Genomic DNA, 24,024 nt, shown 5'->3' with positions numbered 1-24,024 from the left:
TTTTATAAAATATCGCGATCTCTTTGATGAAATTCAACCTTATTTACACGAATTAGTGTCTTAATTTCACGCTTAATTGGTGCAACCCAACGTGGGTGTAGCTGAACATTAAGAGTTAGGAGTCTTTCATCCGAAACTGCATCGAGAACTTCTTCACTTACTATCTCAATATCCTCTACTCTAGAGTAAAGAATTTCTTTAACATGGCCACGGTTTCGGCCATTTGAAAGTACTTCAATATAGTAATTTTGCTTTGCCTTATCCGACTCAAGCATACGATAAACAGGGTTAATCAAGCGCAGTACGGCAAAGAGAGAAACTGTAATCAAAGCAGCAATGACAGGGTAGCCAAAACCAACAGTCATCCCAATAGCAGCAACGACCCAAACAGTTGCAGCAGTCGTCATTCCAACAACATTACCACGGCCTTGAATGATAGCACCCGCACCTAAGAAACCTATCCCACTTACAATTTGTGCGGCCATTCTATTGGGGTCGGCCACAGTCCCCATATGCTCACTCATGGTCAAAACACTAAGAGAAGTATATGTCGCTGCCCCAAGGCAGATGAGCATATTTGTCTTTATTCCAGCAGACTTCATCTTCTGCTCACGGTCATATCCAATAAAGCCACCTAGAAAGATTGAGCTAACAACTTTGATGCCCATCGAAATATAAACTGGTTGCTCTCCAATGAATTCAATATACATATAACCTCTTGTGGAATAAAATAAACTAAAGTCTATTTTAACAAGGAATTATAAGTTGAAAAGGGCCAAGGCCGTAAATTTTTTAGCAATTCAAACGAATAACTACCTTAATATCAAGGCAGACTTCACAATGAGTGAAAACCTGTATTCGAAGAATAAGGATTTTGAAAAATTTGAAGCACGTTTTCCTATTCAAGCATATAAGTTACTTAGGGCCTATGAATTCGAAATCAAAGTAGTGGCCCTTGATCACAATAATAAGGAATTATTCACAAAGAACCTAGAAACAGATTCATATGGTGGCCTACTTGCCAAAATTCCTCTTCCTAAAAACTGTAAAGATTGCTTAGCAAAGATTGAGGCCTACGAGATTTCAAAATACCCAGGTCTTGAATTACACCTTGGGACATTTATCCCATTAAAAATTACGGATAATCGCAAGATCATTATTTGTGACTTTGATAAAACATTAGTTGAAACAAAGTACTCTAAGCCTAGTGAAATCTACGATTCTCTTACGAGTCCTCTTAAGAACTATCCAACACTAGACAATTCTGTAAAGCTTTTAAAATCATATATTGAAATGGGCTACCACCCATTTATTCTATCTGCATCTCCACACTTTTATGAAGATGCAATTCGCGATTGGCTTTACGCTAATGAGATTTTTACGGCAGGTATCTTTTTAAAAGACTATCGTCGTATTCTTTCGATCTTAGAAAATGATTTAACTCCAAAAGATATCAAGACACAAGGAATCTATAAACTTGGCCACCTCCTTGATATTGTAAATATGACAGATATTCCATCTTCAGTTGTTTTAATGGGTGATAATTTTGAGTCTGATCCACTAATCTATTTAACATTTTCGGAACTAATGTCCGGACGAGTGGAACCAAGACAACTATGGAATGAGCTAAAACGCGTAGAAGACTTTAAGGTTACGGCCCGTCAAAACGGACTCTTCTTAAATAAAATTTTCCAAATCAAAGATAACGTCAAACACCACGGACTTGATAAAGAAGTAAAAATCTACATAAGAAAGAAAGGTAATGAGTCACAACTTAATATTCGTGCTCCATTTAATTCTTATCATGGAAAGATTGAGTTATATGACGGAAACCTTCTTAATGAAGATTCTAAGAAGCAAATAGAAGCTCAGGCGCCCACAGAATAATTTGTCCAATACAAATATAGAGTCCAACTTTGTGAAACCTTTGTGTGAAATCTTCACCAAAATTTTTAGAAAACTGTTTTGAAATAGGCCAATTAGCTGGTGAATATCGAGTTAACTCAATGGCCACTCTTAAGCCTGATAAGGCAACACATACGGCAATAAAAGTTTGATTGCTAGGATTAACAAGTGAACTTAAAATATTAGTCATGAGCGCTCCATTTAAAGAAAATTCTCCGTTATACATAGAACTCTTCGACAACTTAGAGGAATCAATTTATCAATTGGCCGCATTAGATAAGGAAGACGTAAATCTTGCCTGGAGCAACCTGAAGGAAAGTTCATACTTTGGGCCAAATATCTTAAAAGGGGCCATCCACAAGCTCTTCAGTCAAGTATTTGCCTACCAAAGTTCGTTTTTAAAGGAAAAAGAAGATTCGCAAGAGCTCTATAAAAGTTCATACAATAAGCTAATTAACAGCTATGCCAGAGGCCTTGGTATTAGTCCTAAGGACGCTCTTTACTTAAGTTTTATGCATGAGTACTTAAATAATCCAAGTGCAATCTTTGATGGAATTAAGGATCATCACCTTGAAGATAACTCTCCTATTCAGTTAATCAATACACCTATTCAAGAAACTTTTAACGACAAGCTAAGATTTGTACATTTCAAAACGCAAGAAAATCTTGAAGCAATCGTGATTCAAAATCTCATGTCTCCATTTGCAACTTATGGTGGTGTAAATGAGGCCGGCCTAAGTGTTCAATTAGTTCAAAGAGATGCTCTTAAAATTAACTATCTTGGAATGAGTGCTAGCTTCCTTGCACTTGTTATCTTACTTGGCTTCAATGATATTAATGAAGTTGAGAAATTTTTAAAAGGACAGCAATTAGTCTTTCATTGGGAGTTTCACATAAAAGACTCTCTAGGTAATTATAAAATCATCGCAATCGATGGCCAAGAAGTAGATATTCGCGACGCTAAATCACGAAAAATAAAAGACGCCTTTAAATATCATCTCGAAACTTATAAAAAGAAGCATTGGCCAACTACTGTTTCAGCACTAACGATTGATTCAAATGATATCTACCTTTCTCTTATCGATTCAAAAAACTTTGAAGTTAAGCAAATTCACTACAGTGAGCTTTTTCAATCGAGACAGTCAGTTACGACAAAAAGGCCAAGGATATCAAAGTCCATAAAAGAGATTTTTACAATAAAGAATTATCTAAATCATGCTCAAGTGGCCTTTAATAGCAATAATTCTGAAGAATGTTATCACCAGCTTCAACTTGCCATTGTCTTTGCTAAGAAATTATCGGGAAACCAGAAATTTTTGATTGCCAAGCTTGAACTAGTATTTATGGCCTGTCAGTATATCTTTGAGTCGCACAGGGAAACTCAACAGTATATTCATCAAAATCTTATTAAGCTCTATCCAAGCCTTGATCCTTACCATAAGGATCTAGCATTAATACTTATGCAACGATTACAGATTCTCATGAATGAAGAAATAATTTTATTAGAATCTCCCAGAGAACTTAAAAGAGTGATTTTTACAGAATCAAAACTTGGAAAATTGGCCCACCAGGCCCTAAAGAAAACAACTTTACTAAGGCCAAACCATCTTGATTTTTGTCCAACCTCCGGATTATAGGGCCACAGAAATAACTAGAGAATATCTAATCTTCTAATGGCCTCATTTACCTTTTCTTTCTTGTCCTTGAGTTTCTTTTTCACAGAGTATTTGCGTTCATACAGCTCTTCAAGGAAGCTTTTTATTAATGACATACGCTTGCTATCATTATCGCTCTCATCAAAATTTCTTGAGCCATCACATCCCTTGTGTAACCTTTTGACGCGAGTCTGATCTGAGCTTAATCGATCAGTTGGACGCACAGGAATTTCGAGTTTTTTGATATTTAACGCCATGCTTCAATTATAACCTTGATCAAATTAAACAAAGATTAAATATTATAAAAACTACCTTTACTAAATTACTGAAATTATTCAGTTTTTAAAGATAATTATAATTGTGATTAGGTTGACATTAAAAAACTGTCTTATTCATGCTAAAAGAGCGTAATTTCAAAATGTTAGATTTTTTTAGGTTTCTATATATATTAGGGTTCAATATACGAGGAGAACAACCAATGAAACACACTATTGTTGCGGTAATGAGCTTAGTACTAGCAATAACAACAGGAATCTCTTGTAAGAGAGATATGAAATTAGGAAGTAAAGACAATCCTGTAAAACTATACTTCACACCTTCAGTCGATGCAGACACAATTGCATCTAACTCAGTTCACTTTATCAAATTCTTAGAAAAAGAGACTGGCCTATTTTTCAAAACAGGTATCCCGACAAACTACATTTCAGTAGTTGAATCATTTGGTTCAAAAAGAGCTGACATTGCAGTTATGAACTCTTTTGGTTACCTAATGGCAAATGAGAAGTATGGAGCAAGTGCTAAACTAAAAGTTCTTCGTTATGGACATGACTACTACCAAGGGCAAATCATCGCTCACGTAGATAGCGGAATTAACTCAATCAAAGACCTAGAAGGAAAGAAGTTCGCTTACACAGATCCTTCATCAACATCAGGTTATATGTTTCCACTTAAAATCATGATGGAAAATGAAGTTAAACCAGGTAATACAACTTTTGCTATTAAGCATGATAACGTTGTAACGATGGTATACCAAAGACAAGTAGATGCTGGTGCAACTTACTACTCTGCTCCATCTTCAGACGGAACGATCCGTGATGCACGCTCTCGTGTAAAAACTCAATTCCCAGATGTCGAAGAAAAAGTAAAAATCGTTCAAATCACAGAAAAAATTCCAAACGACCCATTCGTATTTAGAAAAGAGCTTCCTGCAGAAGTAACTGAAAAATTTATTGCGGCCGTTAAGAAATATATCTCTACTCCAGAAGGTAAAGATGTATTCGAAAATATTTACAGTGTCGGTGGCCTAGTTGATACAACTGATGCAGATTACGATGGACTAAGAAACGTAATTAAAACATTAAATATCAATCTTGAAGAACAACTAAACAAGAAATAGGTTTTATTTAAAATAAAGAGAGAATGAAATGATTCTAGAAGTTAAAAATGTTAACAAAGTTTATCCTAACGGATGCCACGCTCTAAACAACGTTAGCTTTAACGTTAACAAGGGTGAGTTCCTTGTTATTATCGGTCTGTCTGGTTCAGGTAAGTCGACAATGCTTAGATGTATGAACCGCCTTCACGATGTAACAAGTGGTGAGATCATCTTCGAAGGAAAAGACATCACGAAACTAAAGGGTGCAGCAATGAGAAGTGCTCGCTCACACATCGGTATGATCTTCCAACACTTTAACTTAATCCCAAGAAGAACTGTTATGACAAACGTTCTTTCTGGAACACTTGCAAGAACAGGTGTTATCAAGTCAGTACTTGGTATCTACTCTGAAGAAGATAAGAAAAAAGCAATGGAATACATCAAAATCGTTGGTCTTGAAGGTAAAGAAAACGTACGTGCGGACAACCTTTCAGGTGGTCAACAGCAACGTGTTGCTATTGCTCGCGCTCTTATGCAAAACCCTAAGGTACTTCTTGCCGATGAGCCTGTAGCGTCACTTGACCCTGCAACTTCTCACTCAGTAATGCAATACCTTAAGAAAGTTAACGAAGAACTTGGTGTTACTGTTATCTGTAACCTTCACTTCTTATCACTTGTTAGAGAATACGCTTCACGCGTAGTTGCTCTAAAAGGTGGAAAGCTAATTTATGAAGGTCAACCACTTGATATTAACGAAGAATGGTTCCAGACAATCTACGGTGAAGACGCTGTAGAAGTAACAATTAACTAAGTTTTTTGGATATAGGATTAAATAATGACAACGACGACTCAAACGGCAGATACGCAAGTTAATAACTTACCAAAACCAAGAGAAGAGTACACATCATATAAAGTTAAGATGAATTTCTTTTCTTTCTTAATTGATTTTCTTCTTTGGTCATACATGATTCTTGTTTCATGGAAGATCGTATGGGAGAGACTAATTCTTGGTCTACGCTACCCTGATTTTACTTGGAACCAGCCACTTATTGCTCTTGGAGCAGGTTTTGTAGTAGCAGCAGCTCTTTACACAACTAAAATGTCTCTTGGACGTGGCCTTACAGGAATAATGAAAAGAGATGAGAATACTCTATTTATGAAAGAGCCGTTCTCATTCGTTCTTATTGCAACTGTAGTACTAACATTTATTGCTAGTATTTATGTTTCACAAATTTCAATTTATGAGTTCCTTTCTGAATCAGGAATGACTGGTGCAAAGAGAATTTTTTCAGCGCTTCTAACACCAAACTTTGCAATTTTTGAAGAAGCTCTTTTTGCAGCAATTGAAACGATCTACATGGCATTTATTGCGACAGCAGTTGCACTTCCAATTGCATTTGTTCTAGCATTCTTTGCAGCAAGAAACCTTATGAATGGGTCTCGACTTACAATGACAGTTTACTCTGTCGTAAGATTCTTCTTAAACGTTTCGCGTTCAATTGAGCCACTAGTATGGGCGATTATCTTCTCAGTATGGGTTGGAATCGGGCCTTTCGCAGGTATGATGGCACTTTGCCTTCACTCAGTATCTTCACTATCAAAGCTATACTCTGAGCAAATTGAAAACGTTTCAAACGGACCAATCGAAGCAATGATGGCAACAGGTGCTCACCCTATCCAAGTAATTTGGTTTGGTGTTGTTCCTCAAATCGTTCTTCCATACCTATCTTTCTCAATCTATCGTTGGGACATCAACGTTCGTATGGCCACAGTTATTGGTCTAGTTGGTGGAGGTGGTATTGGTACTATGCTAATGCAGTACCAAGGTCTGGCAAAGTGGAATGAAGTTGGTCTTCTAGTAATCGTAATTGCTGCGATTGTATGGATAATGGACTGGCTATCTTCTAAAATTAGAGAAGCTATCAAATAGTATAACTAGTTTATATAAAAAGAAGGCCCGCATTCGCGGGCCTTTTTTATTTCTCTCCCATTATAATTTATTCTAGTTAGCGCACATTCCTTTTTTTGAGAATGAATCTTGAATTTTCAATGCATCACCTTTTGTATACCAATACTGGCTATGAGGTTTCTCATTAATCAAGATACGATAATGATTCTTTGCTGGATGCTTTTGCAGTGAACAAGCACCATCAACTGAGGCAATATCTCGCTGGGGGGATGACCCACAAGAAACGAGCGTTAGCCCTAATACGGCCATGGCCATTAACTTTTTCATAATTCCTCCTACGTCCAAATTACGTAGTGTTTTTATCGGATATTATTAAGAATAACTTTAGCATCTTAATCAACTATTATTGTATTTAAAAAAAGTCACCTTTCATGTATGCTTTATGAAAGGAGAAAAAATGAAGGGAAATCAAGATGTTATCAATATTTTTAATAAGTTACTAACGCAAGAGCTATCGGCCATCGATCTCTACTTCCTTCACTCACGCCTTTTCCAAGATATGGGCCTAACTAAGCTTTTTGAGCGTATTGATCATGAAAAAGATGATGAAACAATCCATGCAACAAAGCTAATTGAAAGAATTATTTTTCTAGAAGGGCTACCAGAACTAGGGACTCGCCTTCCGTATAAGCCAAGTCGCGATGTGAAGCAGTTAATATCAGACGAACTTCAATATGAAGTTGAAAATAGTAAATTACTCCGAGAGGCAATTGCTATATGTGAATCAGTTAATGACTATGTCTCAAGAGATATACTTTTAGAGCTTCTTTCAGATACTGAAAATGATCATATTGATTGGCTAGAAACTCAACTTTCACTAATTGATAAAATTGGTTTACAAAATTATCTACAGACTGCATCTGAATCTGTTTAAAGAAAGTAAAAAAAAGTAAACATTCACCTGTTTTTTATTTATAATTAAGTAAATTAATTAAACACGGATGTTTACTTTTATGAATCTACTTAAATTATCACTCATTTTAATACCACTTAGCCTTTTTCAAGCAAACGCAATTGCGGCCTTCGCTAAGGTCGTCAACATTCGAGGAAAAGTTTCTCAGCTTCCTCCAGGTGCCATGCAGGCAAGCTGGATAAAGAAAGGTCAACTTCTTAAAGAAAATACTTCAATTGTCACGAGGTTGCGCTCTTTTGTGAAGATCGAAATTCTAGAAGATGGTAGTTATATCGTCGTTGGGCCAAATTCAAAAATTGAACTTACGAAAATCGAAAAGAAAGCTGGAAGTATTATTCAGGTTTTAAATGGGAAAATGCGTTCAAAGATTGTCCCAGCAAAAAAATCAAAAGGACATAGTGCCTTTAACAAAGCTTATGTAAAGACAAAGACCATGGCCTTAGGTGTACGTGGAACAGAGTTTGTTACGGTGGTAAGTCAGGAAAATCAGGCCACATCAGTTGTGACACTCGAGGGTGAGGTTGCTGTTAAAAAGATCAATAGCGAAAGTATAGATCCAGAAAAAACAGTTAAAGATAATGTCGACCGTGATGATGTAACAATCGTAAAAAAAGGTACGGCCTCGACAACGTACGCTCACCTATACGACGAAATCCCACCACAGAAAGTAAATCCAAATCAGTTAATTGCACTTGATAAGAACGAAAATCTTGAAAGTGTTAAAAGGAGCGATATTCAACTTGCTAGTAGTAAAGATTTAAGTAAGAAAGAAATCTCTAAGCTCTATGGAAATGATATCGATACTGATGAAGTTCCAAAAAACGGTGCTATCGTCGACCTTGAATCAGCTATCTTTATTCCTGCGATTCAAGATGAAACACTCAACATTGGTAGTGTCGATAAGAATACGGGACAATTTGTTGCTGCTAAAGGAATAGAGCTTGATAAGAAGAAGGGATTTGTCGCAAAAAAGCAAGACGAAGAAACGAAAGAAGTTGTAAAAAAACTTAATGAGAAAATTGAATACAAAGAAGTTCAAGGCCATGAAGTTGTTGATCATGGGCCAAGCGCTGGACCAGCTAGGCTAGCAGGGATGAAAAATTCCTGGGGACTTAAAACTGGATTAAGTATTAAACAAATGAACTACGCCAATATGGAAAATAACAATGGAAGCGATGCCGATAATTATGGCGGCCTTGGGGCCGATCTTATTGGTCACTACCGTCATGTTTTAAATCAACAATTATTCCTTGAGTATATTCTTGGTATTCATGCCTACTTCATGGACCGCGGAGACCTTGAAGCAGAAGATATGGATGACGACATTTTAACTTTTGAGTTAGGAGTTCAAGCATACTACCGATTAAATAACCGCTTTAGAGTTACTACTGGTTTTTTCTTAAACAATGAAATGTTTCTAACAGCTCGATTTGAAAATAGCCTTACTCCAGTAATGGATCAAAGAACGCAGTTTGCACCCTATATAAAATTTGGAGCTGAGTATGATTACAGTGACAATTGGAGTTTCTTAACGGGATACCGCTCATATATTGTTGACTCTAGTCACCCTAATGTTGCTATTTACTCAGGAAAAGGCTTTGAACTTGGTGCAAGAAGACACCTATCTAAATCAACTGCTGTCTTATTCAATTTCTTACACCGCGAATATATCGCAAAAGATATCATTGTTAAAAATAAAGACTTTAGCGTCTTATATGAAATGGAGTTTTAATGAGAGCGCTACTACTAATTACAACACTACTAGGATTATCTTCATGCTTTAAAACTGACGCAGATGGAAATGCCTACCTTTTTGAAAATAACAATAGGGCCGTCATCTCTTTTGAATTTTTTAATGCTGATTCAACTTTATCTTGGTATTTCGGAATTCAAAATCAAGTTGGTACAAATGCAACTGATGTCGAAGGTTTTAATTCATCTCAATACTGGTGCATAGAAAATATATATGTTGATATGAAGTCAGGGGACGTCTCAGGTGCAACCTTTGAAGTAGTCTTAAACGACACTCCAATGGGTACTCCTGTTGGCTTCCCAGGGGGAGGTGCTAACTTTGGAATAGCTCCAGGAGATCAAGTTAAGGCAAAAATGGATTGTTCATCGTGTGTTAATGGCTACGGTACAATTAATTTTGAACTTGGAAAGTGTGACTAAGCAAACTTTTTTCGAGTAAATCTCATCAACCTCAAATAGATGACGAAATCTGCAAGATAGAATATTGGTATCCAATAATTATGGACGACTAAAAAATTTAAGAAGAAATACGAATAATAAAAGATATTAATCATTAGGCCGGCAAATAGAAATTTGTCGACCTTTTTATATGCTAGAAAAGCAAAACGTATATAAATTAATAAACTAAGAAAGGCAACAATTTGATAAGAAGCAGTTAAAAGCTTACTCATATTAAAGGGTAGGATTAGTTTAGTTAACTCATTAGTTGTTTTGGAGATGACATCATCACTTATACAACACGAGCCACTTCCCTCCACTAAGTAAAGTATATAGTGGATACCAAAAATGAATATCGCCAAGTAGACAACAATTTTATACATTATCCTAAGGAGTTTATGCTCTTCTAAAACCTTACTTAAAATTTTCCATAACTCAAAGCGTGCCAAAAAAAGCAAGAGAAAGACCAATAAAGTGACGCCAACTTTATAATCTGAATAGTACGGAACAAATATAAGAGAGCTAACTAAAAAGCAAATAATGGCCTGACAAAAAAGCATTCTCTCTACCTTTAGAGACGATTTATATATATGTCTTAAACGTAAAGTACTTAAGCTTAGAAAAAGAAAACTGAGCCCTATAATAAAAGTGAATATACTATAAATAGCAGGAATTAATTTTACAATACTGTGATTTAAGCTCATTTCAAACATCATTTTAAATCTCTATTGTAAAACAGGTGAAAGATTCTTCATTATCTAATTTCAATTTACCATTTAAGTTTTCAATTTCTTTCTTGATTGAATAAAGGCCTACTCCCCTCTTGTCACCTTTACTAGACGCACCAAACTCAAAGGCCAACTCAGGGGATTTGAAATCAACAAATTTGCCGTTATCGATTATCTTAATAACAAGACGATCTTCAACGTTGTTAATTATAATTTTAATCCACTCTAGATCTTCTCGTAGTGCCTCGTGTGAATTCTTTATCAAGTTCAGCAATGAGTTTTTAATGATCCCCTTATTAACACTCACCTCTTTAAATGGCCTTGTATAGATAATATTAGCGTCGGGAAAAATTGAAATTACTTCTTCAACAACATCCGAAATCAAAGAGTCATTCGAGCCTAGATTTTTATAATTATTTAAAATATCGATAGCACTTTTTGTCCCTTCATAAATGGCCTTTACTTCTTTGGATTCACTTAAAGGGGCTTCTCGCTTAAGCCTTTGTAAACGTAGGTTTGTAAATTGTAATGGATTCGATAAGTCATGAATCATAGAATTATATGATTGCTTTTGCTCTTTAAGTTTTTTCGCAAAATGAGATACCTCCAATTGCTGTAACCTTGTATACTCTAATAAGTCCACTACAAAGTAGAGAGGTATCCAATATTTAAATCCAAAGGCATGATAGCTCGTCGTATAGAAAATATTTAAAACACTGAGGAAGAGACCAAGTATCATGAGGTAGTCGCGAGATTTTAATGAGACTATAAAAAAACGAATATAGACAAGCGATACTGAAATTGTAAAAAACTTCACAAAAGTAGTAAAACTATCATTCATTAGATAAGGTATCTGTACCTTTAAGATATAATTTGAAGCAGGGTTTTTAACAAATTGTTCCCCAAGACAACAAGGTCCCGGCCCTTTCATAAAGAACCAAAATAGATGAATGAGGCAACAACCAATGGCCCCCAATACAATAGCATTATAGATAACTCTCAAAGTTTTATTCTCGTTAAATACTTCTGAAAGGTTATGCCAATAATAGTATCTAGCAGTATAGGTGAAAATAAACATCACCAATGTTAAAGGTACTTTGTAAATCGAATATAGAGGAAAAAAGAAATTAGTAACAATAATTAAGCAAACAGCTGCTTGAGAAAAGCACATCACAACTGTTTTAATAGGAGAAGACTGAGCATTTTGGCTTAGTCGATTAAGATGAATACTTGTTACACCTAATGAGATTAAATAAGTCGCAGCTCCAAGGGCAATCAGAATATAGCCAAATGCCAGCCAAAAATTAAGCGAAAATTGATGTAAATATTCATACATTAGATAAGAGTAATAATTTTATGTGCCCTAGTCAATAAGACTAGTTGACACATATAAGAATTATCTTAGAAGACTCCATTAGGGAGCTAATTTCTTAGAGATTTGAGAGCCCGCAAACATTGCAATTACAAATATAACTATTGGAGCAGAAATATTAATCAGATTTACAATGGCCGGTCCAGGACAAATCCCTGCAATCCCCCAACCAACTCCAAACAGAACTGCACCTGATACTAGTCTCTTATCGATCTTCATCTTAGTTGGTAAGTGAAATTTGACATCAAAAATAGGAGTTTCACGCTTAGTAATATACTTAGTGGCAAAAATACCAATAACAACGGCCCCCCCCATTACAAAGGCAAGAGATGCATCCCATCCTCCCTGTAGAGAGAAGATATCTAGGAAACCAATGACTTTTTTTGGATTCACCATCCCTGAAATAGTTAAACCAATGCCAAATATCATTCCTGAAATTAAACTTGTAAACTTTTTCATTATAATAACCCCATTAAAGAGACAACAGCGATAGCTACGGCCATAAAAGTGATTGTTGCAACCAGCGATCGCATTGAGAAACGTGAAAGTCCACATACACCGTGCCCACTTGTACAACCTGAACCCAAATGTGTTCCTGCACCGACAAATAGGCCAGCAATGATGGCCTTAGTATATGAAAGATTGAGAGAATAATCTAAAAAACTTGGCCCCACCAATTTAACCACAAGTCCACCTAGTAAAAGCCCAAGAATAAAAAAGATTCGCCAATGACCACCGTCATTTTTCTTATGACAATTGAAAAGTATTCCAGAAATCCCTGCAACACGCCCATTAAAATAGAGTAAAAGAGCGGCAGAAGTTCCGATTAAAATCCCGCCAAATAGTGGCCATAGAGAGTTAGTCATACACTTACCTTTTTGTTGAAAATCAGTCCTTTACAATAGTTCAAAGACTTACATAATTTAATTAATTATATATAATGATTATAAACTAACATTGATGCCCATCAAATTTGGAAAAATATGATAAAGGAAATCTTAAATAATATTGAACGGCCTATTTTTCGTCAGTACCAAAAAGGCCAGGCCATTTACAGAGAATTAGAAGCCCCTCAGTTCCTCTATATTGTTGAAGAGGGAATTATTGGACTTTATTATAATAGCGAAAATGGTAAAGAGAGCTTTTTAAGAGTCTATGGCCCAGGAGAGATCTTCGGGCATCGTTCATACTTTTTAGAAGAACCTTATCACGCCAATTCAATTAGCCTCACAAAATCAAAATTAATGCTTATTGATCGTAAACAATGTGACAAAATTTGTCTTCAAAGCCCAGATCTACTTAAGAATATGACGAAAATTCTTGCAAGGGAGCTAGGCAATGCAGAAAGAAGACTTGCGAGAATGGCAGATAAATCGGCCAAGGCAAGAATTGTAGAAGCACTAGTCTATTTAAAACTTAAGCACCCGGAACATCATTGGACTCGCAAAGAAGTTGCAGATTTTGCAGTTTCAACTTTTGAGAGTGTTACAAGAATCTTAAAGGAGCTAGAATTAGCAGGTTTAATAACTAAAAGTGGCAGAAGTATCGAAATTATAGACGAGCAAAAACTTCTAAAATACTCTATTGAGAATTATTAAGATCTTGTTAATTTCATAGCAATTTTTACATTTAAGGCAGCGCAAGCTTGTCTATATAACATTGCTTAGATAGGATGCGGCCAACTAAAACCCACACAAAGGCCAACTTATGAAATTAGTAATGACACTTTTATCACTTATCTCATTTTTAGCAATTAATTCAAATGTGATCGCTTGTGACAATATTGTAAGCAAGAAACTTGAAAGAAAAATTAGAGCGGATCGTCCACTTCAAGTAAGATACCTAATGTACCTAACAGAAGGTACGGAGCTTCTAAATGATAGAGGAAATAAGCTAGCACAATTCAATGAAGACAAGCTTATCTACTCGGCAATCGGTTCAGAGCACTCAGGTTGGTTCAATGCTGCAGTAGCTGTTAACCCAGATACATGTTCGATTGATTACATTGGCCACTTTGCCGCTGAATAACCGTAGCAATCAATTTTAAAAAAATAATAGGCCTAACTTTTAGTTGGGCCTCTCAATTAGCTAAATAAATATTAAGTACAAACCTCAAGAAATCCTTAAGAAAGCCATTAAATTAATGAATGTAAAAATATTTAGTTAAGCCAACTAACTTTGTAACATACTGAAATTACATTTCATTTTTTTAAAACTCCACAAAAAATTGCCAGCAAATTCAATAATATCTCTGAAAAGCCGATATAAGTAGCTGAATTTAGTAATTTATACGTCAAATGTTTAAATACTAAAGAAATACAGCGGTAAGTCGAAAATATTTAAGAATAAATTTTCTTTACCCGAAGTGAAAAAATATGACCTGTGAGGGATCTTGAAAAAATCAATACTATACGTCGGACTATTCCTGGCAACATTATTTAGCTTTAGCTATGTCTTCTTTGTTGGTAATAATGCAACGAAGTCTAATACTTATAGTTATTTAGCGAAAGAAGTTGGTATCGAATATGAACTTGTTAAGCCTAAGGTTAAAGCAAAACTAAACTCAACGACATCAACGATTAGTAAAAGAGCGCCATCTTCGGTAGCACGAGAACATAGTGAAGAAACTGTTGCGCCAAGTAATAAGAAAGCTAAACGCAAAAGCTCAAAATATGCTGCAAATAAAAAGAAGAATTCAACGCAAGTCTTCTTAAATGATCTAAATCACTCTAGGCCATATGACTTAAAAAATACATTTGAAAGAACTACTGCAACAAAAGACAATAAGAAAGTTGAGGCCAAAGAAAAAGATCAAAAACAAATTGTTTACTCTCTTCCAAAACCACCTAAGGATGAAGAAGAGGAAAATGATGATACAACAAGTGGCCAACAAAATAATGGCCCTAATAATATTGTCATTGAAATACCTTCCATCGAGGGTCGTATTCCTCCTCTATCAGGACTAATAACTGAAACAAATAATAGTTTTTTAATTAGTAATGCCTACGCAGCGACGACATGTACTGACCCGAAAGTTGAACTCTTTGATCTAGTGTCGATGACAGTTCTAGAAGATAACCCAATTACATTTGAAGGGATTAACACTTCGACATATTTTAAGTTTGATGCAAAGAAGCTAGCACTAGATCTAACTGCACCTGCACGTTACAAGGTAAAGGTAACGGGCTGTAGCGACGAACTAGAGAAGGTTGTTACGAGTTACTTTAAACCACAAGATATTACTCCTGTTTCAACTCTTCTTGCAAAGATAACAAATACAGATATTGAATACACTCCAACAAGAGAGCTTGCAAACTATCTTGATCAAACAGAATCATTAATACATGCCAATATTGATAATCAAACAATTGATTATGATCTCATCTATACTGAACTAGAAAATAATGCTGATGCAGGTGTTTACTTTAGTGAAATAACTCAAGGTGAAACAGCGGCGATTCTAAAAGACGCTGCTCCAAAGATGAAAACACTTGAGACTCCAACTTCATTAAAAGAAGGGGATCAAAGTGAATTCGAAGTAAGTGCTGTTCACTGGGATTCATCTTATCCAGTTGCTTATCAATGGATTCTTGATGGAACAACTGTTTCAAATGCTGGCACATGGAACTATACTCCTCCAGCAGATACAGCTTCTAGTGTTGAAATTATTCTTAGAGTTGGTAAAAAGAATGATAGCGATGCAAATGTCAACACAGACCTAGTACATCATGAGTTTTCATATACACTAGAGATTGAACAAATTAACGATGCACCTACCCTGACAGCGTCACAAAGTGTAAATGTAACAGAAGATACAGTACATAACTTCTTCTTGACGTCAGGTAATGATGTAGACTCTCAAAGTCTTTCTTATATAATAACTTCCCTACCAACAAATGGTACATTAACTTGTGTAGGCACAACAAATGACTGTACCTATACACCAAATGCTGACTTCGTAGGTATTGATTCTTTCAATTACAAAGTAAATGACGGCGAACTTGATTCAACAGAAGCTACAGTTACTTTAAATGTTACAAATGTTAATGATAGGCCAGTAATTGGTGCCGATCAGAACCTGACAACTGCCGAAGACAACACACTTGCAATCACTCTTAATCAAGCAACAGATGTTGATAATGCTCAAGCATCACTTACATATAAAATTATAAGTTCACCTAGTAACGGATCACTTTCAAACTGTATTACAACAGCTACATATGGAAATGATCTGACTTGTGACTACACTCCAAACGCAAATTTTTATGGAAGCGATAGCTTTACTTATATAGCAAATGATGGATCATTAGATTCTTCAGGCGTTGCAACTGTATCTCTTTCAATTACTCCAGTTAACGATGTCCCAACACTTGCGGCTACTCAAGCAGAGTCAACAAATGAAGACACATCACTTAGCTTCAATCTTAATGCTGGTAGTGATATCGAAGGTACAACCCTAAATTATACAATTCTTACTACAACGACCAATGGTGTTCTATCTTGTACACAAGGAACATCAACGGCCTGTAATTATGTACCAAACTTAAACTTTTTTGGAACAGATACATTCACATATAAAGTTGATGATGGAGAGCTAGATTCAACAACTGCTACTGTGACAATTACTGTAAACACAGTTAATGATGCACCAGTTATGGGGGCAAATCAGTCAGAGACAACTAATGAAGATACAGCTCTTAATTTTACGTTAAATGCTGCAACTGACGTGGATCTTCCTGCTCAAACAATTTCGTACAAACTAGTATCGGGACCTTCGAATGGTACACTAACAAATTGTATTACAACTTCTACTTATATCAATGATAGAGACTGTACGTATACGCCAAATGCTAATTACAACGGATCAGACTCATTTACTTATATTGCAAACGATACAGTTACTGATGCTGTTACAATTGCAACAGTTACCCTAACGATTACTGCAGTTAATGATGCTCCAACTCTTGCCCTGACTCAAACTGTAAGTACGAATGAGGATACAGCTCTTAACTTCACACTTAATGCAGGTGCAGATATTGAAGGCGACACACTTTCTTATTTAATCGTATCAAGTCCTGCAAAAGGAACCTTAACTTGTACGGGTGGCACTTCAAGAGATTGTACATATACACCTGATCTTAATGATAATGGAACAACTTCATTTACCTACAAAGTAAATGATGGCCAATTAGACTCAGCAATTGCAACAGTTACAGTTAATATTACTTCAGCAAATGATGCTCCTGTAATGGCCGGAAATCAGACCGAGACTGTTGCTGAAGATAATACATTAAGTTTCACACTTTCTGGTGCAACAGATGTTGATATTCCGGCGCAAACTATCCAATACAAACTGATTACATCTCCTACAAATGGTACTCTATCTAATTGTATTAACACATCTACTTATTCAACAGATATTACATGTGACTATACACCTGGGGTGAATTTTAATGGAAGTGATTCGTTCACATATAGAGCAAATGATACGCTAACTGATTCAGCAACTGACTCAACAGTATCAATCACAATCACTCCTGTTAACGATGCTCCAACTCTTGCGGCCACGCAAAGTGTATCTACAAACGAAGACACAGCTTTAAACTTTAACTTAACTGCCGGATCAGATATTGAAGGTGATACTCTCTCTTATATTATCATTTCAACTCCAGCAAATGGAAACCTTAGCTGTACAGGAGGCCCATCGACAGCATGTACCTTTACACCAGATTTAAATTTTAACGGCACGACAACTTTTACTTACAAAGTAAATGACGGGGCACTTGACTCAAATACAGCAACCGTAACAATTACTGTTAACTCAGTTAATGACGTTCCTGTTATGGCAGCGGACCAAGCTCATTCAACAAATGAAGATACAGCGCTAAACTTCACTCTTAATGGTGCGACAGATGTTGACGTACCGGCACAAACGTTGAGCTACAAAGTTATCACAGCGCCATCAAATGGTACGCTCTCTAATTGTATTACAACAGCAAGCTATGGGACAGATATCTCATGTACTTATACTCCTAATGCAAATTACTATGGTAGTGACTCATTTACATATACTGCAACTGACAGTGTTGGTGTTGCCGTTACAAATGCAACAGTTTCTCTAACAGTAAATAGTGTAAACGATGCACCGACCCTAGCGGGAGACTGGTCATTTTCAACAAACGAAGACACTGCTCATAACTTCAATTTAACAGCAGCGAGCGATATTGAAAATGATACTCTTTCTTATATCGTTGTTTCAAACCCTGCAAATGGTAATTTATCATGTACAGGTGGAACTTCTACGGCCTGTACTTATACACCAAATCTTAACTTTGAAGGAAGTGACTCATTTACTTACAAGGCAAATGATGGAACACAGGATTCAAATACAGTAACTGTCAGTATTAGCGTCAACGCTATCAATGATGCACCAGTTATGGTTGCCGATCAAAATGAAGTGACGAATGAAGACACTGTACTTAGTTTCTCCCTTAATGGTGCAACTGACGTGGATGTACCAGCGCAAACGATTAGTTACAAGGTCATTAGTCTACCAACCAATGGTACTCTAACTGATTGTATTACAACTGGAACATATGGGACAGATATCACTTGTACTTATACGCCAGGTGTAAATTTTAATGGTACAGACTCATTCACATACATTGCAAACGATGGACTACTAGATTCAGCGTCAATTTCAACTGTTAATATTACAATTAATGCAGTTAATGACGCTCCAACTCTTGCAGCGACTCAAACTGTTTCAACAGATGAAGATACACCTCTAAATTTCGATTTAAATTCTGGTGCTGACATTGATGGTGACACTCTTTATTATGTTAAACTTACTGACCCAGCAACAGGGACGCTAAATTGTTCAGGTGGAACATCTCGCTCGTGTACATACACTCCTGTTCCAAATTATAACGGAACGACTTCATTCACATATCGAGTAAATGACGGTGCTGCAGACTCAACAGTCTCAACTGTTACTATTATTGTAAACTCTATTAATGATGCACCAGTAATGGCAGCAGATCAGGTATATTCAACTGACGATAACACGGCCCTAGCAATTACTCTTAGTAATGCAAGTGATGTTGACGGTGATACTCTAACTTATAAGATTGTAACGGCACCAACTAATGGAACACTTTCAAATTGTATCACGACAGGTAGTTATGGAACTGATTTAACTTGTACTTATACAAGTAATGTTAACTTCCATGGAACAGAAACGTTCACTTTTATCGCAAATGATGGAACTGTTGATGCAGCTTCTGTTGAGACAGTAACAATCACAGTCACTGACAAAACTCCTTCAGCTCCTCCAATGATTGCACTTACATCCGCAACGTACACAACGTCTACAGCAAATACGATGACTATTAGTAGCTGTAGCGATATCACCTCAGTAATTATTAATGAGGGAACTCAGCCTGCGGCCGGCGATTCTTGGGTAGCATGTTCGACAATAGCAAATGCAACAACTTATACACTTTCAAGTACCACTCAGGGCCTACACACTCTTAAGGCATGGTCAAAAGACCCACATGGAAATATCTCGACAACTTCAAGTGATATCAATGTCTATTACGATACAATTAATCCAAGTCTATCACTGACAACACCAACAATTCAAAAAGGTGGGAATAATATTAATCTGGCATGGACTGCAACTGATGCAAGTACATCTTCATCTCAAAATTTCCAAGTAGACATTTATAATGGAAGTAGCTGGTCTTCAGTAGGTACAACTACGGCAATTAACGGCCCAATTAGTTCACAGGCCTTTTCAAGATCATGGACTGTACCATCAATTAATACGACTAATGCTAAATTTAGAGTTTCATTTACAGACCTTGCAGGTAACTCTGCATCAGTTGAATCAAGTGTATTTGAAATAGATTCAATTGCGCCGGCCTTAAGCTATACATCACCGGCCAATAACTCTTATCATCTTTCAAGTACAACAATTAATGGTAATTGTGAAAGTGGTATTAATATTAATATCTCAGGTGATATTCAGGCCGACTTCTCTATTGCATGCTCTGGTGGAACATTCTCACAGACGGTAAATTTCTCAGACAATGATGGAGCGAAAGATATCACGATAAATCAAGTTGATGCTGCTGGAAACTCAACATCAGTTACGAGAACATTTATTCGAGATGAAGTGGCACCTATCCTAACAAAGACAGCAGGTATCTCTCCTGACTTCACAAATGCCAACACACCAAATGCGTGGTCAGGTACTTGTGAAGGAACATATACCATTTATGTAACAGGTGATGAGACAACTTCATTTAACTGTTCATCAGGAACATGGAGCTGGACACCTTCTCCAAAGACGACAGATGGAACATTTGTTTATAACTTAGTACAAACAGATGCTGCTGGAAATACATCTTCTCCTGCTCTATCTCTTTCTTGGCAACGAGATGCAACTCCACCGCCGTTCAATGCAACATCTCCAATTCAGATTGAAATTGGAGAAAACAAGTCTGAAACATTATTAAGAGATAGTTTTACAATAACAGGTACATGTGAAGGAACAAATGTAATTACAATCTCTGGAACTGAAACAGACACGATTACTTGTTCAGCTTCTTCTTGGACATGGACATCCGCCAATTATACAACAGATGCGACAAGAGCTTTTACATTTACGCAATCAGACTCGGCGGGTAACACTTCGGCCTTAACCTATACTTGGACAAGAGACTCTAACTTCCCTGCTCTTGCTATCGATCTAAGTTCAATCAAGAATAATGGTACAACTGCAACGTTTACAGGAACATGTGAAGACGGCCTAACTATTAATATAACTGGCGCACAAACGACAACAACGACTTGTTCTTCTGGCGTGTGGTCTTGGACAACGGCCACAACAGCATCAGACGTTAACAATACCTATAATTTCGCACAAACAAATGGAGCATCAAATACGTCGACAGTTTCAGGGTACTGGTATAGAGAGACAGGACTTCCTGTTGTAAACTCAATTTCAGCAGGAAATACAGACCCATCTCCAACGAATTTTGTCCCATATTCTTTAACGGCCAGTTCTCAAAATGCGAATGTATACTTGACACATATTTGCCTTCAATCAAATAACACAGTTCAGCCGGCCATTGATGATTCATGTTGGATTGCTGTTAATTCAACATCAATTGGGATAACTCCGGCGCAAAATATTACTGTAACAAATTACTCTTATCTCCTTGGCTGGGAGCCGGCCCTCTATCACGTCTATGCATGGGTAAAAGATGAAGCTGGAAATATTTCTTCGAATAGTCAGGTTCTAGACACTGACTATGATCAAATAAATTATGACAAAGCATCCCCTCCTACTATTTGGGACGTTGCTGCCGCTAATAATGATACTTCCTCAATTCCTCCAACAAGAGCTGATTCAGCTGTACCAACTGGAACGGACTTATATATTCGTTGGAAAGTAGACGATAGCGTAGGATTACCTGCAACGGCAATTAATGTCTACTACACCCAAGACGAACAGACGTTTACGGCCATTGCGGGTGCACAAGGAATAGCTCCTCATACAAATCACGGTTGTCCAGGAATTACTCTGGCCGCTAATGAAGGTTGTTTTAAATGGACAGGTGGTTCTCCTCTAGCAACAGCATACAAAATTAGAGTAAAAGTAACGAATTTATCAGGAGTGAGCACACAGCTTACATCGACACCAATAAATGCTGATCGTATTAAGATTATTGCAGGTAATACGGAAGCTGGTCTTGGTGGAGATGCAAGGTCTGCCCTATTTTTTAATAAGCGTGTAGGAGATTCTTCAGATATAAACACTCTCGTTTTTACAGAAGATGGTAATATTTATTTTGCCGACTATAAAAGAGGGATAATTACAGTTGATCCAGCTGATGGTAAGCAGAAACTCTTTATTGCTAAAACAGGAACATCAACTGGTGATGGAGGTCCTGCAGAGAGCGCAACTCTCCGTTATCCAATGAAGATCACTCTTGACTATCAAGGGCGACTCTTAATTCTTGATTACAATAGAATTAGAAGAGTAGATTTAAACCTTGAAAACCCAACAATTGAAACGATTATCGGAGGTGGTTCAAGTACTGCTGACACTGTAGCAAACCCACTTGATCTTCAAATGAGAAATTTATCTAGCTCGGATTATAGAACAAATGCAGTTCTTTTTACCCCACTTCCAAATGGTGACCTTTGGTTTAATGCAGAAAGATCTGAGAGCATTGAAACAGATGGTGGATTTAAAGTACGAATCTACAAAGCAGCAACAGGACAGGTTGAATCATTCTACCTAGGTGGAACGGGAGACGGTTGGCAGTCTACTCAAGATCTTTCTAAGTGCCGTATTGGTTATACTGGTATAAAATTTAATCAAACAACATCTCAAATTGAAGGTATTACTGGTTATGCCTATCATCACCAAAACTTTGCCGGTTGTGATATGTATGGCTCGACATCTACATATACATACGCAAGGGTCTACTTTGATCCGACGACAGGTCAGGCCATTACACCATTTGATAATAGTTACCGTTGGTATCACTACTATAACTACACAGGAATGGATGGTAAATCATATGTAACAGTTGCTAGAAGTTATATGAATCGAAATAATTTTGATGGAACATATACGAGAATCCTAGGTTCGGGAACTCTAGGTGAATGTGCAGATGGGACATTAGCGACGGCCTGTAATATGGATATCTACTCGGTCTTTGTCGATAAGAATGGAAAGGTATATTTTAACGACCGTGGTAGAATTAGAACTCTTGATGAAGAAGGTAAAGTTGTTACAATTTTTGGTCAAAGTCAATCTTATGGAGATAACGTCAACGCTGTTAATGCACGTTTTAGTAATATTAGCCGTGTTACGAGGCTAGATAACGGAAAAGTTGTTGTTAATGACACATCGTCGTACTACCTAAAAGAATTCACAATTGAAGGAAATATCAATATTTTAGCTGGTAATGGTACCGTTGCAACAGCATCGACATCTGCAGCTGCTAATACACAACCTGTAAGAAACCCATACTGGACAGTTGTTGACCGCGCAACGGGGAATATCTATATGGACCGTGTAGAATGGCACTACGGCCGTTTTGCCATGCTTAATCGAGCAACTGGTATGTGGGAAGATGTCTTCAGTAACACTAGTGGTACCAGCTACTACGATCCAACATCAGATGGTAAAACCGGAAGTGATATAGACGTAGCCGGAAGTAATAACAGAGCATTACCTCTTGGTTTTGCTAATGGAAAGTTATTCTTAAGTAGAATGAAACATAACTCAACAGACCTTAGATACGAAGACTTCATGCTTAAGGCCTACGATTCTGCTGACAGTTATAGACAAGAGCATATCTGGGGTGTTCTAGGGTACAACGATGTAAACGAAAGTTGTACGGCACTTAGGACAGCACCTACTTCGGGAAGCACATGTGAGTATGAGTATTGGGATAATTACAGAAATATCTTCTACGATAGTGTCGATGCTAAGTATATTACTGCCAAAATGTATCGTGGTGCCCAACGAAGAGTTATTGCATTCAAAGACGGCAACGTTGAACAAATCGCTTATACGGCAAGAAATATTGACGATGGCTTTGTCTACGCGAGACGTGGTGGAACTCAGTACCTTTACTACTGTTATGGAAGTCGTCTCTATGGCCACAATATTGATACAAATACTGATCTAGGAGCACTAACATGGGCAATGCCTCAGCTCTCATGTCGTGGCGTTCAATTCGATTACAACCCGACAAATGACTCTATCATTTTCCCATTTGAACAAAATGGGCTCTATGGAGTAGCTGAATATTTTCTCTAACATAAAGAAGGAGGTTTAAGGTTATTTAGAAGATTGCTCTGTAAAACACTGATTTATATCATGTACAAA

The 24,024-nt window shown here is 36.8% G+C and carries 18 protein-coding genes; 11 read left to right on the top strand and 7 right to left on the bottom strand.

What is annotated here, in order from left to right; genetic code table 11:
* Nucleotides 1–2: 2 nt before the first annotated feature.
* The gene (locus M902_RS15820) at nt 3–710 is read right to left on the bottom strand and encodes an MgtC/SapB family protein (RefSeq protein ID WP_021266796.1); all 708 of its coding nucleotides are present in this window, start codon (nt 708–710) and stop codon (nt 3–5) included.
* Between the two features lie 55 nt (nt 711–765).
* On the opposite strand from M902_RS15820, the gene M902_RS06370 reads away from it, so the two are divergent.
* Nucleotides 766–1,887 (top strand): phosphatase domain-containing protein, encoded by a 1,122-nt coding sequence (locus M902_RS06370; protein ID WP_021267056.1) that lies wholly within the window; start codon nt 766–768, stop codon nt 1,885–1,887.
* On the opposite strand, the gene M902_RS06365 is transcribed toward M902_RS06370, so the two are convergent.
* Nucleotides 1,850–2,095, bottom strand: coding sequence for a hypothetical protein (locus M902_RS06365; RefSeq protein WP_021266555.1), 246 nt, complete (start codon nt 2,093–2,095; stop codon nt 1,850–1,852). The genes M902_RS06370 and M902_RS06365 overlap by 38 nt on opposite strands.
* On the opposite strand from M902_RS06365, the gene M902_RS06360 reads away from it, so the two are divergent.
* On the top strand, nt 2,094–3,542 hold the full coding sequence (locus M902_RS06360) for a hypothetical protein (RefSeq protein ID WP_040314212.1): 1,449 nt from the start codon (nt 2,094–2,096) through the stop codon (nt 3,540–3,542). The two genes, M902_RS06365 and M902_RS06360, sit on opposite strands and share 2 nt — an antisense overlap.
* A gap of 14 nt (nt 3,543–3,556) precedes the next feature.
* Here the strand turns inward: M902_RS06360 and M902_RS06355 are convergent, their stop codons facing one another.
* On the bottom strand, nt 3,557–3,817 hold the full coding sequence (locus M902_RS06355; RefSeq protein WP_040314210.1) for a hypothetical protein: 261 nt from the start codon (nt 3,815–3,817) through the stop codon (nt 3,557–3,559).
* 221 nt (nt 3,818–4,038) lie between these two features.
* Between M902_RS06355 and M902_RS06350 the strand changes: the two genes are divergently transcribed.
* The 3 genes from M902_RS06350 to phnE are packed head-to-tail and all read left to right on the top strand — an operon-like array spanning nt 4,039 to nt 6,865.
* Nucleotides 4,039–4,956, top strand: coding sequence for a phosphate/phosphite/phosphonate ABC transporter substrate-binding protein (locus M902_RS06350; RefSeq protein WP_021266953.1), 918 nt, complete (start codon nt 4,039–4,041; stop codon nt 4,954–4,956).
* 28 nt (nt 4,957–4,984) lie between these two features.
* Nucleotides 4,985–5,746, top strand: a complete 762-nt coding sequence (gene phnC, locus M902_RS06345; RefSeq protein ID WP_021266890.1) for a phosphonate ABC transporter ATP-binding protein — start codon at nt 4,985–4,987, stop codon at nt 5,744–5,746.
* A gap of 24 nt (nt 5,747–5,770) precedes the next feature.
* Entirely contained in the window at nt 5,771–6,865 is a 1,095-nt protein-coding gene (gene phnE, locus M902_RS15815; RefSeq protein WP_021266839.1) for a phosphonate ABC transporter, permease protein PhnE, read from the top strand.
* A 72-nt stretch (nt 6,866–6,937) separates the two neighbouring features.
* Here phnE and M902_RS06335 read toward each other — a convergent pair whose 3' ends face one another.
* Complete coding sequence (locus M902_RS06335) at nt 6,938–7,171, bottom strand: hypothetical protein (protein ID WP_021267086.1); 234 nt, start codon at nt 7,169–7,171, stop codon at nt 6,938–6,940.
* Nucleotides 7,172–7,301: 130 nt separating this feature from the next.
* Here M902_RS06335 and bfr point away from each other — a divergent pair, with 130 nt between their 5' ends.
* The 3 genes from bfr to M902_RS06320 all read left to right on the top strand — a co-directional run bounded on the left by bfr (nt 7,302) and on the right by M902_RS06320 (nt 9,989).
* On the top strand, nt 7,302–7,778 hold the full coding sequence (gene bfr, locus M902_RS06330; protein WP_021266573.1) for a bacterioferritin: 477 nt from the start codon (nt 7,302–7,304) through the stop codon (nt 7,776–7,778).
* Between the two features lie 79 nt (nt 7,779–7,857).
* On the top strand, nt 7,858–9,549 hold the full coding sequence (locus M902_RS06325) for a FecR domain-containing protein (RefSeq protein WP_021266963.1): 1,692 nt from the start codon (nt 7,858–7,860) through the stop codon (nt 9,547–9,549).
* Complete coding sequence (locus M902_RS06320) at nt 9,549–9,989, top strand: hypothetical protein (RefSeq protein WP_021266804.1); 441 nt, start codon at nt 9,549–9,551, stop codon at nt 9,987–9,989. Before M902_RS06325 ends, M902_RS06320 begins: the two co-directional genes overlap by 1 nt.
* A gap of 735 nt (nt 9,990–10,724) precedes the next feature.
* Here the strand turns inward: M902_RS06320 and M902_RS06310 are convergent.
* The 3 genes from M902_RS06310 to M902_RS06300 all read right to left on the bottom strand — a co-directional run bounded on the left by M902_RS06310 (nt 10,725) and on the right by M902_RS06300 (nt 12,973).
* Nucleotides 10,725–12,071 (bottom strand): HAMP domain-containing sensor histidine kinase, encoded by a 1,347-nt coding sequence (locus tag M902_RS06310; RefSeq protein ID WP_021266872.1) that lies wholly within the window; start codon nt 12,069–12,071, stop codon nt 10,725–10,727.
* A 78-nt stretch (nt 12,072–12,149) separates the two neighbouring features.
* Nucleotides 12,150–12,566: a YeeE/YedE family protein gene (locus tag M902_RS06305; RefSeq protein ID WP_021266614.1), complete on the bottom strand. Its 417-nt coding sequence runs from the start codon at nt 12,564–12,566 to the stop codon at nt 12,150–12,152.
* Complete coding sequence (locus M902_RS06300; RefSeq protein ID WP_021266680.1) at nt 12,566–12,973, bottom strand: YeeE/YedE family protein; 408 nt, start codon at nt 12,971–12,973, stop codon at nt 12,566–12,568. The genes M902_RS06305 and M902_RS06300 overlap by 1 nt, the downstream gene beginning before the upstream one ends.
* A gap of 117 nt (nt 12,974–13,090) precedes the next feature.
* Here M902_RS06300 and M902_RS06295 point away from each other — a divergent pair, with 117 nt between their 5' ends.
* The 3 genes from M902_RS06295 to M902_RS06285 all read left to right on the top strand — a co-directional run bounded on the left by M902_RS06295 (nt 13,091) and on the right by M902_RS06285 (nt 23,955).
* Nucleotides 13,091–13,705, top strand: coding sequence for a Crp/Fnr family transcriptional regulator (locus M902_RS06295; protein ID WP_021266656.1), 615 nt, complete (start codon nt 13,091–13,093; stop codon nt 13,703–13,705).
* A 109-nt stretch (nt 13,706–13,814) separates the two neighbouring features.
* Nucleotides 13,815–14,135, top strand: a complete 321-nt coding sequence (locus M902_RS06290; protein ID WP_021266581.1) for a hypothetical protein — start codon at nt 13,815–13,817, stop codon at nt 14,133–14,135.
* Between the two features lie 364 nt (nt 14,136–14,499).
* Nucleotides 14,500–23,955 carry an Ig-like domain-containing protein gene (locus tag M902_RS06285; RefSeq protein WP_021266812.1) on the top strand — a complete coding sequence of 3,152 codons (9,456 nt, stop codon included), beginning with the start codon at nt 14,500–14,502 and terminating at the stop codon, nt 23,953–23,955.
* The last annotated feature ends 69 nt before the right edge of the window (nt 23,956–24,024 follow it).

This window comes from Bacteriovorax sp. BAL6_X, from assembly GCF_000443995.1.
GTDB lineage: Bacteria > Bdellovibrionota > Bacteriovoracia > Bacteriovoracales > Bacteriovoracaceae > Halobacteriovorax_A.
The sequence above is the reverse complement of the archived record's forward strand: the minus strand, read 5'-3'. Positions and strand labels throughout refer to the sequence as shown.

Bases quoted from the DNA above. Each gene is read 5' to 3' on its own strand.
- phnE (WP_021266839.1), top strand. From the start codon at position 5,771: ATGACAACGACGACTCAAACGGCAGATACGCAAGTTAATAACTTACCA.
- M902_RS06355 (WP_040314210.1), bottom strand. From the start codon at position 3,817: ATGGCGTTAAATATCAAAAAACTCGAAATTCCTGTGCGTCCAACTGAT.
- M902_RS06290 (WP_021266581.1), top strand. From the start codon at position 13,815: ATGAAATTAGTAATGACACTTTTATCACTTATCTCATTTTTAGCAATT.
- phnC (WP_021266890.1), top strand. From the start codon at position 4,985: ATGATTCTAGAAGTTAAAAATGTTAACAAAGTTTATCCTAACGGATGC.
- M902_RS06350 (WP_021266953.1), top strand. From the start codon at position 4,039: ATGAAACACACTATTGTTGCGGTAATGAGCTTAGTACTAGCAATAACA.
- M902_RS06365 (WP_021266555.1), bottom strand. From the start codon at position 2,095: ATGACTAATATTTTAAGTTCACTTGTTAATCCTAGCAATCAAACTTTT.
- M902_RS06320 (WP_021266804.1), top strand. From the start codon at position 9,549: ATGAGAGCGCTACTACTAATTACAACACTACTAGGATTATCTTCATGC.
- M902_RS06325 (WP_021266963.1), top strand. From the start codon at position 7,858: ATGAATCTACTTAAATTATCACTCATTTTAATACCACTTAGCCTTTTT.
- M902_RS06295 (WP_021266656.1), top strand. From the start codon at position 13,091: ATGATAAAGGAAATCTTAAATAATATTGAACGGCCTATTTTTCGTCAG.
- bfr (WP_021266573.1), top strand. From the start codon at position 7,302: ATGAAGGGAAATCAAGATGTTATCAATATTTTTAATAAGTTACTAACG.
- M902_RS06310 (WP_021266872.1), bottom strand. From the start codon at position 12,071: ATGTATGAATATTTACATCAATTTTCGCTTAATTTTTGGCTGGCATTT.
- M902_RS06305 (WP_021266614.1), bottom strand. From the start codon at position 12,566: ATGAAAAAGTTTACAAGTTTAATTTCAGGAATGATATTTGGCATTGGT.
- M902_RS06360 (WP_040314212.1), top strand. From the start codon at position 2,094: ATGAGCGCTCCATTTAAAGAAAATTCTCCGTTATACATAGAACTCTTC.
- M902_RS06335 (WP_021267086.1), bottom strand. From the start codon at position 7,171: ATGAAAAAGTTAATGGCCATGGCCGTATTAGGGCTAACGCTCGTTTCT.
- M902_RS15820 (WP_021266796.1), bottom strand. From the start codon at position 710: ATGTATATTGAATTCATTGGAGAGCAACCAGTTTATATTTCGATGGGC.
- M902_RS06300 (WP_021266680.1), bottom strand. From the start codon at position 12,973: ATGACTAACTCTCTATGGCCACTATTTGGCGGGATTTTAATCGGAACT.